The following is a 14977-nucleotide window of genomic DNA, read 5'->3' on the forward strand; positions in this document are numbered from 1 at the left end:
AGCACGACGCGCGGCAGTTCGTGCGACCTCGCGAGCCCCGAACCGCGAGCCCGACCCCCGACCGCGCCCTACGCGCCGACGGTGCTCTCGCGGATGACGAGCGACGGGGTCACGGCCGCCGACGACGCCGTCCCGCCGTCGATCAGGGCGAGGAGCGCCTGCCCCGCGACGCGCCCGAGCTCCTCGAGCCGCAGGTCCACGGTGGTCAGCGGCGGCCTTGATGCGAGCGCCATCACGTCCCAGTCGTCGAACCCCGTGACCGCGACGTCGCCGGGCACGGAACGCCCGAGCTCCCGCAGCCGGTCGCACACGCCCCGGGCGATCTGGTCGCTGCCGCAGACGATCGCGTCGACGTCGGGCGACTCCCGCGCGAGCACGTCCACGGCCTGCCGTCCCCAGCGCTCCGACCACTCGCCGTACAGCGGGTCGGTGACCAGGTGCGACCCGAGGACCGACGAGGCTCCGGCGACCCGTCGTGCCGCGGAGCGGTGTCGCGCCGGCCCCGTCACGATCGCGACCCGCTGCCGACCGAGCGAGCGCACGTGCGAGGCGACGAGTGCCGACCCGGCGGCGTCGTCGAGGGTGATCGACACGTCGGAGTCATCGGTCGAGGGCGTGAAGGCGTAGACGACCGGCATTGACACGTCGATCGGGGGCCGGGCGTCGGCGGAGCGGCCCGTCACGATGATGCCGTCGACGCCGCGGGCCGCCAGGGAGCGCAGGTAGTGGGCCTCGCGTACGTGGTCGTCGCGGGTGTCGCACAGCAGGACGGCCATCCGCCCGGCGGACAGGGCGTCCTCGGCACCGAGCAGCACCGGGATCGAGAACCGTCCGAACGAGTCGGTGGTGATCATGCCGACGGTGTAGGTCCGCCCCGACGACAGCGCACGGGCCCGGGCATCGCCGACGAACCCGAGCTTCTCGGCGGCGTCCTTCACCCGCAGCCGGGTGGCGTCCCGCAGCTGCCCGGTGCCGTTCAGCGCCTTCGACGCGGTGCCGATCGACACCCCGGCGAGCGCCGCCACGTCGGTGATCCGGATCGGCTGACCGGTGCGTTCGAGCGTCACGGCAACCACCTTTCCGACGTTCAGGACGTGCCGACGACCTTACACAAAACCGCCGGAATGCTCTTGCGCGGCGTGCACCCCGTGTCGTAGCGTCCACCGCAGAAACCGTTTTCCGGATGGCCAGCCCATCCGGACGGCGCCAGTCACATCGCAAGGAGGCGACATGACCACCACGCTCGCGACGGATCGCGGCGCGCACACCGCGACCCCGGTCCTCCCCACCACCGACGCGCACCTCACGCTCCGGCCGCTGCCGACCGGCGACGCCCGGATCACCGGCGGCTTCTGGGCGCTCCGCCAGGAGCGCAACGGCCGCGACGCCGTCCGCAGCGGCTACCAACAGCTCGAGACGGCCGGCAACTTCCGCAACCTCCGCATCGCCGCAGGGCTCGAGGAGGGCGAGGCCGTCGGCCAGATCTTCATGGACTCCGACGTGACGAAGTGGCTCGAGGCCGTGGCGTGGGAGTACGGCCGCGCCCCCGCCGAGGACCTGCTCGACCTGCAGCGCGAGGTCACCGCCCTGTACGCCCAGGCGCAGGCCGACGACGGGTACCTGGACTCCGTGCAGCAGGTGCGCGGGAAGGGTGAGCGGTACACGGACCTCAAGTGGAGCCACGAGATGTACTGCGCCGGGCACCTGTACCAGGCGGCCGTGGCGCAGCACCGTGCGACGGGCGACACCGGTCTGCTCGACGTCGCGATCAAGAACGCCGACCACCTGGTCCGCACGTTCGGCGACGGCACCGCACCGGACGGCACGCCGAAGACGCGCGACGTCGACGGCCACCCGGTCGTCGAGATGGGCCTGGTGGAGCTGTACCGCGAGACCGGCAACCGTGACTACCTCGACCTGGCGCACTGGTTCGTCGACGCCCGCGGGCACGGCATCATCGAGCGCGCCGGCGGCGAGCCGACGTACTTCTCCGACCGGGTGCCGAGCCGGCAGGCCACGACCGTCGAGGGCCACGCCGTCCGCGCCGTGTACCTGGCGGCGGGTGCCGTGGACGTCGCGATCGAGACCGGGGACACCGAGCTCCTCGCCGCGAGCGAGACGCAGTTCGCGGACATGATGGCGACGAAGGCGTTCATCACCGGCGGCCTCGGGGCGCGCTGGGACTGGGAGGCGTTCGGCGACCCGTACGAGCTGCCGACCGACCGCGGCTACGCCGAGACCTGCGCGGCCATCGGCGGCGTGCAGTGGGCATGGCGGCTGCTGCTCGCCACCGGCAAGCCGGTCTACGCCGACGCGATCGAGCGCCTGCTCTACAACGCGTTCCTCGCCGGGGTGAGCCTGGCCGGCACCGAGTACTTCTACGTGAACCCGCTGCAGCAGCGCGACCACGCCCACCAGGACGAGAACCGCTCCCCCGCCCACGGGCGCCGCGGCTGGTTCGACTGCGCCTGCTGCCCGCCGAACATCATGCGCACCTTCTCGAGCCTCGACGGCTACCTGGCGACCGCGACCGACGGCGGGCTGCAGATCCACCAGTACGCGACCGCCGACCTCGGTCCGGTGCGGGTCGAGACCGACTACCCGCACGACGGCCGCGTCCGTGTCACGGTCACCGAGGACGGCCCGCTCGCCCTGGGGCTGCGGATCCCGGCCTGGTCGGACACCACGACCGTCACGGGTCCGGACGGGTCCGCGAGTCCGACAGCGGGCACGCTGCACGTCGTCGACCGCGAGTGGTCGGCGGGCGACACCGTCGAGCTCGTCTTCGACACGACGCCGCACCGCTACGTCGCCGACGCCCGCATCGACGCCGCCCGCGGGCAGGTCGCGATCGAGCGCGGCCCGCTCGTGTACGCGGTCGAGCAGCCGGACCAGCAGGGCTTCACGGTCGACGACCTGACGGTCGACGCGGACGCGCCGATCACCGAGGAGCGCCGCGACGACCTGCTCGACGGCGTCGTCACGCTGCGGATCCCGGGGCACGCCCCGGCCGAGCACGTGCAGCCCGCCTGGCCGTACCAGCGTCTGGACGCGACCCGGTCTGGAGGCGCGGATCACGCCGGAGACGCAACCAGCGTCGACGACGTGGCCGGTCCGCAGGGCGCCACCACGGGCCTCCAGGCCGGTCGCGACGTCACCGCGATCGCCGTCCCGTACTACGCGTGGGCCAACCGAGGAGCCGCGCCGATGCGCGTCTGGCTCCCGCTGGCACGGTGACCGGCGTGGACCGCCGAGCGTTCCTCGTCGGCGGCGTCGCCGGCGGGGCCGCACTCGCCCTCGCCGGGTGCTCCGGCACCCTGCCGAAGGTCGTCGCGAAGCCCGCGAGCTTCGGGAAGGACGCGACCGGCACCGTGCAGGTGTGGTGCCGGTCGGCGACCCAGGCCGGCCTGACGTCGGCCGTCGCCGGGTTCAACAAGGCGAACCCGGCGCTGCAGGTCCAGCTGACGCCCGTGCCGGACGCGCAGTACGTGACGAAGCTCGCGACCGCGATCCGCGGGGGCGAGCCGCCGGACGTCGTCGACATCGACGACATCAACTCGCAGCTGTTCATCTTCCGCGAGGCGTTCGCCGACCTGACCGACGTGGTCAAGAGCCTGGACTACTTCGACGCGATCTCGCCGGGGCACCTGCGCCTGCTCGAGTACCGCGACCGGTACTACGGCCTGCCCTACCTGGCCGACAACTCGCAGCTGTTCGTGAACACAGAGCTGTTCGAGCGTGCGGGCCTCGACGTCGAGGAGTCGACGAAGGACCTGTCCACGCTGCTCGACGCGGCGAAGGCCATCCGGAAGCTCGACGACGACGTGTACGGCTGGTCGATCTCCGGCAACGCCGCCGGCATCATCGGCTTCGTCACGCAGCCGCACGTCTGGGCGACCGGGGTCGACATGATGACCGGCGAGGTGGGATCCCAGCGGGCGAACATCACCGGCAACGAGGCCCTCGAACGCATGCTCGAGTTCTACCGGCAGCTGTGGAAGGACGGCGTGCTGTCGAAGGCGACGTACTCCGACGCCGGCACCACGTGGGGTGCCGACTTCCGGGCCGGCAAGGTGGGGATCTTCCCGACCTCGTACGGGGCGACCGTGCCCGCGGCCACCAAGGCGATGCGGGCGAAGATGCAGACGGTGCTCCTCCCGTCGTGGGACGGCCAGCGGTCGTTCTTCGACGGTGGCGACAACATGTGCATCCCGAACGGGGCGTCGAACCCGTCCGGTGGGTGGGCGTTCATGCAGTACGCGAACGGCCTCCAGCAGCAGCAGGCACTGCCGGACGGCGGGTACTTCCCGACGCGGTCCGACGCCGCCACCCCGGAGTACCGCAAGCGGTTCCCGCTGGCGTACGGGCCGCTCGACGCCATCGAGAAGGGCTACGCGCCGCAGACGCTGGCGTACAACCTGCTCAACAACCAGCCGTCGTCGCCGTACTTCGCGATGTTCCGCGAGGCCGTGTTCGGGTCGGGGAGCGCTGCCGCCATGCGGACGGCGCAGTCCGACTACCAGCGGATCCTCGACCAGGTGCAGGCCTGAGCCTGCCTGCCTGTCTTCTCCGCTCGTCCCGCTCGTCTCGCTCTTGTTGATGCACAGAGAGGTGCACGCATGTCGACCATCTCCACCCGGCGCCCCGCCGGCCGGACCGGCCCGGGCCGTCCCACCGTGGGCCGCGGCCCGGGGCGCGGCGGCTCCGTCCGGACCCGCAACTCCCTCACCCACCCGCCGCGCACCGGCGCCGTCCTCGTCGCCCCGGCGATCCTGTTCGTCGCCGTCTTCGTGCTCGTCCCGCTCGTGTTCGCGCTCTACATCTCGTTCACGAACTGGCCCCTGATCGGCCCGTACCGGTTCATCGGGCTGCAGAACTACCTGACGCTGTTCCAGGACCCGACGTTCGTGCACCCCATCGGCTACACGCTGCTGTACACGGCGATCGTGACCCTGCCGATCCTGGCGCTCGGGTACTTCCTCGCCGTGCTCGTCCGCGCCCGCCGCCGGGGCAGCACGATCCTGCGGACGTTGTTCTTCCTGCCGTACGTGGTCGGGCTGACGACGCTCTCGTTCATGCTCGTGCTCGAGGCGCAGCCGAACTCCGGAGCCGTCAACATGGTGCTCCGATGGCTCGGGATCACCGACGGCAGCACCGCGTGGCTCGTGAACGGCCCGCTGGCGACGCTGCTCATCTGCGTGCTCGTGGTCTGGGCGGTGTCCGGGCTGACCATGGTGCTGCTCATGTCGGCGATGCAGGGCGTCCCCGACGAGGTCTACGAGTCGGCGCAGCTCGAGGGAGCCTCCTGGTGGCAGACCGAACGCCTCATCACGTTCCCGATGATCCGCTCCACCGTCGCGCTGAGCGTCATCATCTCGGTGATCGGCTCGCTGCTCGCCTTCAACCAGTTCTACATCCTGACCCAGGGCGGACCGGGGACCGAGACCACCACGATCGTGAACGCGATCTACAACCGCGGGTTCGTGAACCTGCAGCTCGGGGCCGCGACCGCCCAGTCGATCGCCCTCGTCGTGGTGATCGCCGCCGTGACGGTGTTCCAGTTCTGGGCACTGCGAGAGAAGGACTGACGCCATGAGCACCACGACCTCCCGTGCGGCCCTCGCGGCGCCGGACCTGTCCACCAGGACCCTGACCACCACGGGTGACGGCCGACGTCGGCGCCACCAGCAGGGCAGCGTCCAGCACCCCCGCGACACCACCGTCAAGCGCACCCTGTACGCGATCGCCGGCATCGGTTCCGCGCTCGTGTTCGGCGTCCCGCTCATCTGGTCGATCCTGCGGGCGTTCCAGTCCGAGGCCGTCATCACGCAGGCCCCCGACCCGGCGACGTTCTTCCAGCTCGGGTGGCAGAACTTCGCCGCAGTGTTCGCCTCGTCGTCGCACCTGCTCACCGGCGTCGTGAACTCGCTCATCGTGTCGATCGCCACGGCGGTGCTGACCGCGGTGATCGCGACGATGGCCGGCTACGGGTTCGCCCGCTTCCGGTTCCGGGGCGCCGGGCTCGTGTTCGGCCTGGTGCTGCTGACGATGATGGTGCCGTTCCAGGCCATCCTCACGCCGCTGTACCTCGAGATGAACGCCATGGGGCTGACGAACTCGCTGCTCGGGCTCGTGCTGTTCTACACGACGGTGAACCTGCCGTTCGGGGTGTTCGTGATGCGGAACGCGTTCGAGTCGATCCCCACCGAGCTCGAGGACTCGGCCTTCGTCGACGGGGCCTCGCGCTTCCGGGTCGTCGTGTCGGTGCTCCGCCCGCTGCTCCTGCCCGGGGCGGCGACCGCGGCGCTCTACGCGTTCCTGGCGTCGTGGACGGAGTTCCTCGGAGCCCTGACGTTCCTGACGAGGGACTCGCTGTACACGCTGCCGGTCGCGCTGCTCAACCTGCAGACGGGGGCGTACGGGCAGGTGTCGTACGGCAACCTCGTCGCCGGGTCGGTGGTGGCGATGATCCCGTGCATCGCGCTGTACGTCGGGTTGCAACGGTTCTACGTCGCCGGGCTGTCGTCCGGGGCGTTGAAGGGCTGACGGTCGGGTCAGCACGGGGTCGTGCACGGCCTCGCACCGTGCGCGGCCCCTCGGCCGGTGCGGGGTCGGCCGCTCGGTGCGGGACTGCAGCGCCGCACCGAGCGATCAACCTCGCACCGGCCGCACAACGCTGCACCGTGCGCCGCGGCCCCGCGCACGGAAGGACCTCGCACCACCTGCACACCGCCGCACCGTGCGACCTACGTGCTGCGCCGCACCACCAGCTCGGGCGCGAGCAGCGTCTCGTCGCGGGGCTCCCCCTCGACCAGGGCCCGCACGGTGTCGAGCACCCGCTCCCCCATCGCCCGGAAGTCCTGCCGCACGGTGGTCAGCGGCGGCGTGAAGTGTGCGGCCTCGGGGACGTCGTCGAAGCCCACGACCGCGATGTCGTCCGGCACCCGCAGCCCCTCGTCGGCGAAGGCGTGCAGCACCCCGAGCGCCATCTGGTCGTTGCCCGCGAAGACGGCGTCCACCGTCCCCACGTCGATGTGCCGGGCGGCCGCGAAGCCGCTCGCCGGGGTCCAGTCCCCCTCGAGCACGACCGGTTCGAGCCCGGCGTCCTGCATGATCCGAACGTAGGTGGCGCGGCGCACCTCGGACTCCTGCGACACGTGCGGCCCGGCGATGTGCACGATCCGGCGGTGTCCGCGGTCGAACAGGTGCTGCATGACGAGCGAGGTGCCGGCCGCCTGGTCGATCGCGACGGCGGCGACGCTCGGCGCGGTGGGCACGCGGGCAGCATCGCGCTGCACGGCGTTCGCGACGACGACGGGCACCGTGACCGGCACGGTGAGCGAGGCGAGGGAGTCGAGGACCCGGTTGTCGGCGGCGACGAGCACGATCGCGGCGACGTCCTGCGCGAGCAGCGTGGTGAGTGCCCCGGACAGGTCGGACGGCCGCGGTTCCTCGGGCAGGGTCGACAGCAGCACGTGGTACCCCGCTGATCGCGCGGCCCGTTCGAAGCCGATCGAGGTGCTCGACGGACCGTACAGCGCGTCGCCGGCGGTGATGATGCCGAGCGCCTTGCTCCGCCCACCGGCGAGCGCCCGGGCGGCGGCGCGGGGCCGGTACCCGAGCTCGGTGACGGCGTCGGTGACCTGCGTCCGGTACTGCTCGCGGACGGTCGGGTCGCCGTTGATCACGCGGGAGACGGTCTGGTGGGACACGCCGGCGCGTTCGGCGACGTCGAAGATCGTCGGGGCCTTCCGGCGCTTGCCGCCCCTGCCCTCGGGGGCGGTCGTGGTGCTCACGGGCCAACCGTACCGCTCGGTCCGGTCGCCGCGGCAAGATCGCGAAACGGCGGTGTTGAGTTGACACCCCGTCACGGAACCCACAAGATGTGAGCGCTCACACGAGCGCATCCCGCGGGGCACAGCAGCCCCGGCACCCGACCGCGTCGAGGACGACGCGAAGGAACAGAGGTACTTCGATGATGAAGCGCAGGATCATCGCGGGCGTCGCAGCCGTCGGCATCGCGATCTCACTCGCCGCTTGCTCGGCCGGCGGCCGTGCGTCCACCGACGGTGGCGGCAGCGGCGACAACAAGGGCGCCCTCGTCGGTGTCGCCATGCCCACCAAGGTCTCCGAGCGGTGGATCAAGGACGGCGACGCCGTCAAGAGCGACCTCGAGAAGGCCGGCTACAAGGTCGACCTCGAGTACGGCGACAACAAGGTCCAGCAGCAGGCCCAGCAGGTCAGCAACATGATCACCAAGGGCGCGAAGGTCCTGATCATCGCGTCGATCGACGGTGGCGCGCTCTCCGACCAGCTCGACGCCGCCGCCAAGGCCGGCATCAAGGTGATCTCCTACGACCGCCTGCTGACGGGCAACAAGAACGTCGACTACTACGTGTCGTTCGACAACGAGAAGGTCGGCGTCGACCAGGCGAACAGCCTGCTCACCGGCCTGGGCGTGCTCGACGCCGACGGCAAGAAGACCGGCGAGAAGGGCCCCTTCAACATCGAGGTCTTCGCCGGCTCGCTCGACGACAACAACGCCGGGTTCTTCTTCAACGGCGCGATGAAGACGCTCAAGCCGTACCTCGAGGACGGCACGCTGAAGATCCAGTCCGGCCAGGACTCGCTGTCCCAGGCCGCGACGCAGCAGTGGGACCCGGCGACCGCCAAGGCCCGCATGCAGAACCTCGTCGCCAAGTCCTACTCGGGCGGCACCACGCTCGACGGCGTGCTCTCGCCGTACGACGGGATCTCGATCGGCATCATCTCGGCGCTGCAGGGTGCCGGCTACGGCACGAGTGACCGTCCGCTCCCGACCGTCACGGGTCAGGACGCCGAGGCCGCCTCGGTGAAGTCCATCATCGACGACCAGCAGTACTCGACCATCTACAAGGACACGCGGAAGCTCGCCAAGCAGTCGGTCACCATGGCCGAGGACCTGCTCACCGGCAAGGAGCCCGAGGTCAACGACACGAAGAGCTACGACAACAAGGTCAAGGTCGTCCCGACCTTCCTGTTCCAGCCGACGGTCGTCACGAAGGACAACTACAAGGAAGTCCTCGTGGACTCGGGGTACTACACCGAAGCCGACCTGAAGTAGTCAGGCCCATCTCACGGACCGGAGGCGCGGTGCCAGCTGCGCACCGCGCCTCCAGTCCGTCTCCACCAGCGCGCGCACGCGCGCACGACGGAAAGGCGTCCACATGGCGGACACCATCCTCGAGATGCGGGACATCACCAAGACGTTCCCCGGCGTCAAGGCCCTGCAGGGCGTCTCGATCGAGGTCGAGCGCGGCCAGGTCCACGCGATCTGCGGCGAGAACGGCGCGGGCAAGTCGACGCTCATGAAGGTGCTGTCGGGTGTCTACCCGGCCGGCTCCTTCGACGGCGAGATCCTGCTCGACGGCGAACCCGTGCGGTTCGCGGACATCAACGATTCCGAAGCTGCGGGCGTCGTCATCATCCACCAGGAGCTGGCGCTCAGCCCCTTCCTGTCGATCGCCGAGAACATCTTCCTCGGCAACGAGCAGTCCAAGGGCGGCTTCATCGACTGGAACAAGACGAACCTGACGGCCGCCGAGCTGCTCAAGCGCGTCGGGCTGAAGGACAACCCCGTCACCAAGGTCGTCGACCTCGGTGTCGGCAAGCAGCAGCTCGTCGAGATCGCGAAGGCGCTCTCGAAGGAGGTGAAGCTCCTCATCCTCGACGAGCCCACCGCCGCGCTGAACGACGACGACTCCGCGCACCTGCTCGAGCTCATCCGCTCGCTGCAGGCCGAGGGCATGACGGCGATCATCATCAGCCACAAGCTCAACGAGATCAAGGCGATCGCGGACAAGGTCACGATCATCCGCGACGGCAAGACGATCGAGACGCTCGACATGCGGGCCGACGACGTGTCCGAGGACCGGATCATCCGCGGGATGGTCGGCCGTGACCTGTCGAACCGGTACCCCGAGCGCGAGAACCCCGTCATCGGCGAGGAACTGCTGCGGATCGAGGACTGGACCGTCCACCACCAGCTCGACTCGTCGCGCGAGATCATCCACCACGCCAACCTCAGCGTCCGCGCCGGCGAGGTCGTCGGCATCGCCGGACTCATGGGCGCCGGCCGCACGGAACTCGCGATGAGCGTCTTCGGCCAGTCCTACGGCACCGGCATCAGCGGCACCGTGTACAAGCGCGGCACCCCGATCAAGACGCACACCGTCTCGCAGGCGATCGACAACGGCATCGCCTACGTCACCGAGGACCGCAAGCGCTACGGCCTGAACCTGATCGACGACATCAAGCGGAACATCTCCGGGTCAGCGCTCGGCAAGCTCGCCAACTGGGGCTTCGTGAACTCCTCGGAGGAGACCACGGTCGCGAGCCAGTTCCTCAAGAGCCTCAACATCAAGGCGCCGAACGTCGACGTCGTGACGGGGAAGCTCTCCGGCGGGAACCAGCAGAAGGTCGTCCTGTCGAAGTGGATGTACGCCGACCCCGACGTGCTCATCCTCGACGAGCCCACGCGCGGCATCGACGTCGGCGCGAAGTACGAGATCTACACGATCATCAACCAGCTCGCCGACCAGGGGAAGGCGGTCATCGTGATCTCCTCCGAGCTCCCCGAACTACTCGGCATCTGCGACCGCATCTACACCCTCTCCGAGGGCACCATCACGGCCGACGTCCCGCGCGCCGAGGCGACGCCCGAGGTCCTCATGCAGTACATGACCCAGGAACGGGAGACCCCTGTCAATGAACGCGCTTAAGTCCGCCGTCGGCTACCTCACCGGGCAGCTCCGACAGATCGGCCTGTTCATCGCGCTGATCGTCATCGTCATCTTCTTCCAGGTGACCACGAACGGCATCACGCTGGCCCCGATCAACGTCTCGAACCTGATCGTCCAGAACAGCTACATCCTCATCCTGGCCATCGGCATGGTCATGGTCATCATCGCCGGCCACATCGACCTGTCGGTCGGGTCGGTGGTCGCCTTCACCGGCGCAATGGCCGGCGTGATGATCACGCAGTGGAACATCCCGTGGCCGATCGCGGTCGTGCTCTGCCTGGTGGTCGGTGCGCTCGTCGGCGCCTGGCAGGGCTTCTGGATCGCCTACTTCGGGATCCCGGCGTTCATCGTGACGCTGGCGGGCATGCTCGCGTTCCGCGGCGCGGCGCAGATCGTCCTGCAGAACCAGCAGATCTCGCCGTTCCCCGCCGGCTTCCGCTCGCTCGGCTCCGGCTTCCTGCCGTCCTTCGGCACCACCGGGTACGAACCGCTCACGATGATCCTCGGCTTCGCCGCCGCGGCCGTCATGGTGATCGCCGCGTTCCGCGGTCGCATCACGCGGCGCAAGTACCAGCTCGAGAGCGAGCCGTTCGCCTGGTTCATCGTGAAGACGGCGTTCGGCGCCGTGCTCGTGATCTACGTGGCACTCCTGCTCGCCAGCTACAACGGCACCCCGATCGTGCTCGTCGTGCTCGGTGCCCTCGTGGTGATCTACTCGGTCGTCATGCGGAGCGCGGTGTTCGGCCGCCACATCTACGCGATCGGTGGCAACGCCCTGGCCGCGCAGCTGTCGGGTGTGAAGACCAAGCGCGTCACGTTCCTGCTCTTCGTCAACATGGGTGTCATCTCGGCCCTGGCGGGTGTGGTCTTCACCGGCCAGCTCAACCTGGCGGCACCGGGCGCGGGCAACGGCTTCGAGCTCGACGCCATCGCCGCCGTCTTCATCGGTGGTGCGGCCGTCACCGGCGGCATCGGCACCGTGCCGGGTGCCATCGTCGGTGGTCTGATCATCGGCCTGCTGAACAACGGCATGTCGATCCTCGGTGTCGGCACCGAGTTCCAGTCCCTGATCAAGGGCCTGGTGCTGCTCGCCGCCGTCGCGTTCGACGTGTTCAACAAGCGCCGGGCGGCGTCCGCGCGCAAGTAGCGCGTGCGCGTTCGCGCGTGCGTTCGCGTTCGCGTTCGCGTGTTCGCGCGTGTTCGCTTGGTGAGCAGAAACGGTCGGGTCCTCGATGGGGACCCGACCGTTTCTGCTCACGAACGCGACAGGACGGCCCAACCCCCGGCCGGGAGGCGCACGGTCCCGATCCCGAGATCGGCCCCGCCCGCCTCGACCTGCGTCGCGTCGGCCACGGGCACCTCGACGGGGTCGTCCGACAGGTTCAGGGCGGTCACCACGGCGGCGTCCGCCGTCGCGGTCCGCAGCACCACGGCGGTGTTGGTCAGGTGCACGACGTCGGTGTGCGCGCGGTGCAGCCACGGGTTCCGACGGCGCAGGGCGATGAGCGCCTCGTGCGCGTGGGTCAGGTCCGTCGGGGCCGGCACCTCGGCCGGGAACTCCGGGCGGACCGCGTCGTCGCCGCCCTCGCGTTCCTCCTTCACCCCGGTCCAGCCGTACTCGTCGCCGGCGTAGACCACCGGGGTCCCCGCCACCGTGAACAGCACCGCGGCGGCGTGCCCGGCGAACCGCTCCCCCACCGCGCTCGCGATCCGGGTGACGTCGTGGTTGCCGACGAACGTCGTCGGGGCGAAGGTGGCCAGCAGCGCGTCGTGCCGCTCGATCGCGTGCGCGAGCTCGTGGCCGTTGCGGTCCGCGATGCCGTGCCAGATCCCCTGCCACAGCTCGTACTGGGTCAGCGAGTCCATCGTCGAGTCGCGTGCGATCACCGCCGCGTCGCCGTGGATCACCTCGCCGCTGAACCAGGCGTCCGGGAACCGCTCCCGCACCCGCGGCAGCACCCGCGCCCAGAACGCCGGCGGAACCGCGTACGCCGCGTCGAGCCGCCAACCGTCGACGCCGCGGGCCAGCCAGTGCGTCATCACTTCCACCACGAGGTCCTCGGTGGCACGGCTGTCGTGGTCGAGCGCGACGAGGATGTCGTGGCCCTCGAACAGTCCGACGGGCACGGGCTGCCCCGGCTGCCACCCGGACCAGTCGATGGCGAACAGGTCGGCGGTCGGCGCCTCCGGGCCCTGGTCCGACAACGCACGGAACGCCGGGTGCTCACGCCCGACGTGGTTGAACACCCCGTCCAGCAGGACCCGCACGCCCCGCTCGTGCGCCGCGGTGACCAGGGCGTCGAAGTCGGCGTCGTCGCCCAGGCGCGGGTCGACGCGGAAGTGGTCGACCGTGTCGTACCCGTGGGTCGAGCTCGCGAACACCGGGCCGAGCAACAGGCCGTTCAGACCGAGGTCGACGACGTGGTCGATCCACCCGGTCAGGCGGTCGAGGCGGTGTTCGAGCGGACGCGCCCCCACCGGTGACGCGGGGCGGACCTCGGCGCCGACGAAGCCGAGCGGGTAGACGTGCCACCACATCACGTGCTGGACCCAGGCCGGCTCGGACGGACGGGCGGGGGCGGTGTCGGAGTTCACCGGTCCGATGCTGCCAGGCGCACCTGGACCGTGTGCGTGGTCGCTGTGGACCGCCCTGCCGACCAGGACGAGGATGGGGCCATGGGACGGGCGATCAGGACGGAAGCCGATGCGTCGGCGTCGGAGTCGACACACGCCGAACGGACCTGCGCCTCGTGCGGGCGACGGATGCCGTCCTCCGCGGCGCCGGAGGCGAAGTGGTGTTCCGGAGCCTGCCGTCGACACGGCCTCGACGACACCGACCGGGCCCTCGAGCAGCGCATCGACGAACTGCTCGCGGCACGAGCCCGGACCTCGAGCATCTGCCCGTCCGAGGTGGCACGTTCGCTCGACCCGGACGACTGGCGGCCGCTGATGGAGCCCGCACGTCGGGCCGCCCGGCGCATGGTCGCGCGCGGCGAGGTCGAGATCACCCAGGGCGGGTCCGTCGTGGACCCGTCGACCGCCAAGGGCCCGATCCGCATCCGCCGTCGGCGGTGATCCGGGGCGCGCCACGCCTGTCTCAGGTGCGCTCGTGAACCGTGCGGATGAGCCGTTCGAGCGCGGTCACCAGCGCCCGTGTCTTCTCCTGGGTCACACGCGACGTCGAGTACTGGAAGTTCGTCTTCTCATCGGTCAGGCGCTTGAAGTGCAGGCCGGGTCGGGTGTCCGGTGCGCAGGCCGTATCGAGCAGCCGACGAGCGGCGGCGTGGTCGTCGCCGAGGTGGTGGTGGCCGAGGATCGCACCGCAGATCGCGTCCGACGCCGCGATCCCGCCGAGCACAGCGTTCGCACCGGCGGCCTTCCAGTCCGCGTGACTCGTGGACTCGACGGAGAGGAGCGCGACCTCGAGGTAGGCCTGCGCTTCGTCTCGGCGCATCGCGACTGTGGCCCTGTCGACGGCGCGCACGCGGGTGCCCATCAGATGTACGTCCTGATCTCCTCGCCGAAGACTGTTCGGGCTTCTTCTCGCCACGACCCGACGAGCGGGTCTCCCTCGGCCACGAACCGACGGAGATCAGCGCGGGTCACGTCGAACACCTGGCACTCGTTGCCGGTCCACCGCCGGACGAGGTCACCGAGGCGGACGACGACGTCGGTGTCGACGGTCTGCTCGAAGACGACGAGGAGGTCCAGGTCGGACGCCGGCGTCGCGGTGCCCCGGGCGACTGACCCGAAGATCGAGACCGAGAGGACCCCTGCCTCCGCCGACTCGACGTAGGCGCCGATCCGACGTTCGAGTTCGTCGCCTGCTTCGAGGCCGAGTTCCACCGCTGGCCAGAGCAGGTGTTCCCGGTTGACCCGGTAGGCGGAGTGCTGGAGACCACGCTCGACCTGCACGAGCCCTGCTGCCTCGAGCTTGTCGAGCGCGCGTTTGATGCCGGTGTGCTGCGCAGCGCCCGCGACCCGCGCCACCTGGCGTCCGGTCATGCCGGAATCGGTCCGAGCGAGGACGCGGAGCGCGTCAGCCTGCGTGGCCCCCAGCAGTGTGGCGAGTGGTTTCACGAGTTGCATGTCGATGCCTCCGCAGGGAGTGTACCGATCAGCGGTACACGTGGTGCGTTTTTGTGCACACTCAGCGCGCGACGGCACGCGGGAGGGAACACGTGTCGTCCAACGTC

General features: G+C 70.1%; 13 protein-coding genes. 8 read left to right on the forward strand and 5 right to left on the reverse strand.

Annotation, left to right across the window (positions count from 1 at the left end; all coding sequences use genetic code 11):
- Nucleotides 1–68 precede the first annotated feature (68 nt).
- Nucleotides 69–1067: a LacI family DNA-binding transcriptional regulator gene (locus tag DEJ20_RS14060; protein ID WP_111235831.1), complete on the reverse strand. Its 999-nt coding sequence runs from the start codon at nucleotides 1065–1067 to the stop codon at nucleotides 69–71.
- 163 nt (nucleotides 1068–1230) lie between these two features.
- Here DEJ20_RS14060 and DEJ20_RS14065 point away from each other — a divergent pair, with 163 nt between their 5' ends.
- From DEJ20_RS14065 to DEJ20_RS14080, 4 genes are all read left to right on the forward strand, one after another.
- Nucleotides 1231–3237, forward strand: a complete 2007-nt coding sequence (locus DEJ20_RS14065) for a glycoside hydrolase family 127 protein (RefSeq protein WP_111235830.1) — start codon at nucleotides 1231–1233, stop codon at nucleotides 3235–3237.
- A gap of 5 nt (nucleotides 3238–3242) precedes the next feature.
- Nucleotides 3243–4550: an ABC transporter substrate-binding protein gene (locus DEJ20_RS14070; RefSeq protein WP_258377201.1), complete on the forward strand. Its 1308-nt coding sequence runs from the start codon at nucleotides 3243–3245 to the stop codon at nucleotides 4548–4550.
- Between the two features lie 69 nt (nucleotides 4551–4619).
- Complete coding sequence (locus DEJ20_RS14075; RefSeq protein ID WP_111235828.1) at nucleotides 4620–5588, forward strand: carbohydrate ABC transporter permease; 969 nt, start codon at nucleotides 4620–4622, stop codon at nucleotides 5586–5588.
- A 4-nt stretch (nucleotides 5589–5592) separates the two neighbouring features.
- Entirely contained in the window at nucleotides 5593–6546 is a 954-nt protein-coding gene (locus DEJ20_RS14080) for a carbohydrate ABC transporter permease (RefSeq protein ID WP_111235827.1), read from the forward strand.
- 200 nt (nucleotides 6547–6746) lie between these two features.
- On the opposite strand, the gene DEJ20_RS14085 is transcribed toward DEJ20_RS14080, so the two are convergent.
- Nucleotides 6747–7796, reverse strand: coding sequence for a LacI family DNA-binding transcriptional regulator (locus DEJ20_RS14085; protein ID WP_181431582.1), 1050 nt, complete (start codon nucleotides 7794–7796; stop codon nucleotides 6747–6749).
- 179 nt (nucleotides 7797–7975) lie between these two features.
- On the opposite strand from DEJ20_RS14085, the gene chvE reads away from it, so the two are divergent.
- The 3 genes from chvE (at nucleotide 7976) to mmsB (ending at nucleotide 11928) form a co-directional block, all read left to right on the forward strand.
- Nucleotides 7976–9103 carry a multiple monosaccharide ABC transporter substrate-binding protein gene (gene chvE, locus DEJ20_RS14090; RefSeq protein WP_111235825.1) on the forward strand — a complete coding sequence of 376 codons (1128 nt, stop codon included), beginning with the start codon at nucleotides 7976–7978 and terminating at the stop codon, nucleotides 9101–9103.
- A gap of 103 nt (nucleotides 9104–9206) precedes the next feature.
- Entirely contained in the window at nucleotides 9207–10760 is a 1554-nt protein-coding gene (gene mmsA / locus DEJ20_RS14095; protein ID WP_111235824.1) for a multiple monosaccharide ABC transporter ATP-binding protein, read from the forward strand.
- The gene (mmsB, locus tag DEJ20_RS14100) at nucleotides 10747–11928 is read left to right on the forward strand and encodes a multiple monosaccharide ABC transporter permease (protein WP_027466160.1); all 1182 of its coding nucleotides are present in this window, start codon (nucleotides 10747–10749) and stop codon (nucleotides 11926–11928) included. Before mmsA ends, mmsB begins: the two co-directional genes overlap by 14 nt.
- Before the next feature lie 107 nt (nucleotides 11929–12035).
- Here mmsB and DEJ20_RS14105 read toward each other — a convergent pair whose 3' ends face one another.
- On the reverse strand, nucleotides 12036–13376 hold the full coding sequence (locus DEJ20_RS14105; RefSeq protein WP_220035008.1) for an alpha-amylase family glycosyl hydrolase: 1341 nt from the start codon (nucleotides 13374–13376) through the stop codon (nucleotides 12036–12038).
- 81 nt (nucleotides 13377–13457) lie between these two features.
- Between DEJ20_RS14105 and DEJ20_RS14110 the strand changes: the two genes are divergently transcribed.
- Nucleotides 13458–13856: a DUF3253 domain-containing protein gene (locus DEJ20_RS14110; RefSeq protein WP_111235823.1), complete on the forward strand. Its 399-nt coding sequence runs from the start codon at nucleotides 13458–13460 to the stop codon at nucleotides 13854–13856.
- Nucleotides 13857–13878: 22 nt separating this feature from the next.
- Here DEJ20_RS14110 and DEJ20_RS14115 read toward each other — a convergent pair whose 3' ends face one another.
- Nucleotides 13879–14235, reverse strand: a complete 357-nt coding sequence (locus DEJ20_RS14115; protein ID WP_146245452.1) for a hypothetical protein — start codon at nucleotides 14233–14235, stop codon at nucleotides 13879–13881.
- A gap of 41 nt (nucleotides 14236–14276) precedes the next feature.
- Nucleotides 14277–14786, reverse strand: coding sequence for a nucleotidyltransferase domain-containing protein (locus DEJ20_RS14120; RefSeq protein WP_181431581.1), 510 nt, complete (start codon nucleotides 14784–14786; stop codon nucleotides 14277–14279).
- Nucleotides 14787–14977: the final 191 nt, after the last annotated feature.

The sequence above is a fragment of the Curtobacterium sp. MCSS17_005 genome, assembly GCF_003234225.2.
Lineage (GTDB): Bacteria > Actinomycetota > Actinomycetes > Actinomycetales > Microbacteriaceae > Curtobacterium > Curtobacterium flaccumfaciens.

Coding starts and splice junctions, on each gene's coding strand:
- mmsA (WP_111235824.1), top strand. CDS start 9,207: ATGGCGGACACCATCCTCGAGATGCGGGACATCACCAAGACGTTCCCC.
- DEJ20_RS14115 (WP_146245452.1), bottom strand. CDS start 14,235: ATGCGCCGAGACGAAGCGCAGGCCTACCTCGAGGTCGCGCTCCTCTCC.
- DEJ20_RS14075 (WP_111235828.1), top strand. CDS start 4,620: ATGTCGACCATCTCCACCCGGCGCCCCGCCGGCCGGACCGGCCCGGGC.
- DEJ20_RS14110 (WP_111235823.1), top strand. CDS start 13,458: ATGGGACGGGCGATCAGGACGGAAGCCGATGCGTCGGCGTCGGAGTCG.
- chvE (WP_111235825.1), top strand. CDS start 7,976: ATGATGAAGCGCAGGATCATCGCGGGCGTCGCAGCCGTCGGCATCGCG.
- DEJ20_RS14120 (WP_181431581.1), bottom strand. CDS start 14,786: ATGACCGGACGCCAGGTGGCGCGGGTCGCGGGCGCTGCGCAGCACACC.
- mmsB (WP_027466160.1), top strand. CDS start 10,747: ATGAACGCGCTTAAGTCCGCCGTCGGCTACCTCACCGGGCAGCTCCGA.
- DEJ20_RS14080 (WP_111235827.1), top strand. CDS start 5,593: ATGAGCACCACGACCTCCCGTGCGGCCCTCGCGGCGCCGGACCTGTCC.
- DEJ20_RS14065 (WP_111235830.1), top strand. CDS start 1,231: ATGACCACCACGCTCGCGACGGATCGCGGCGCGCACACCGCGACCCCG.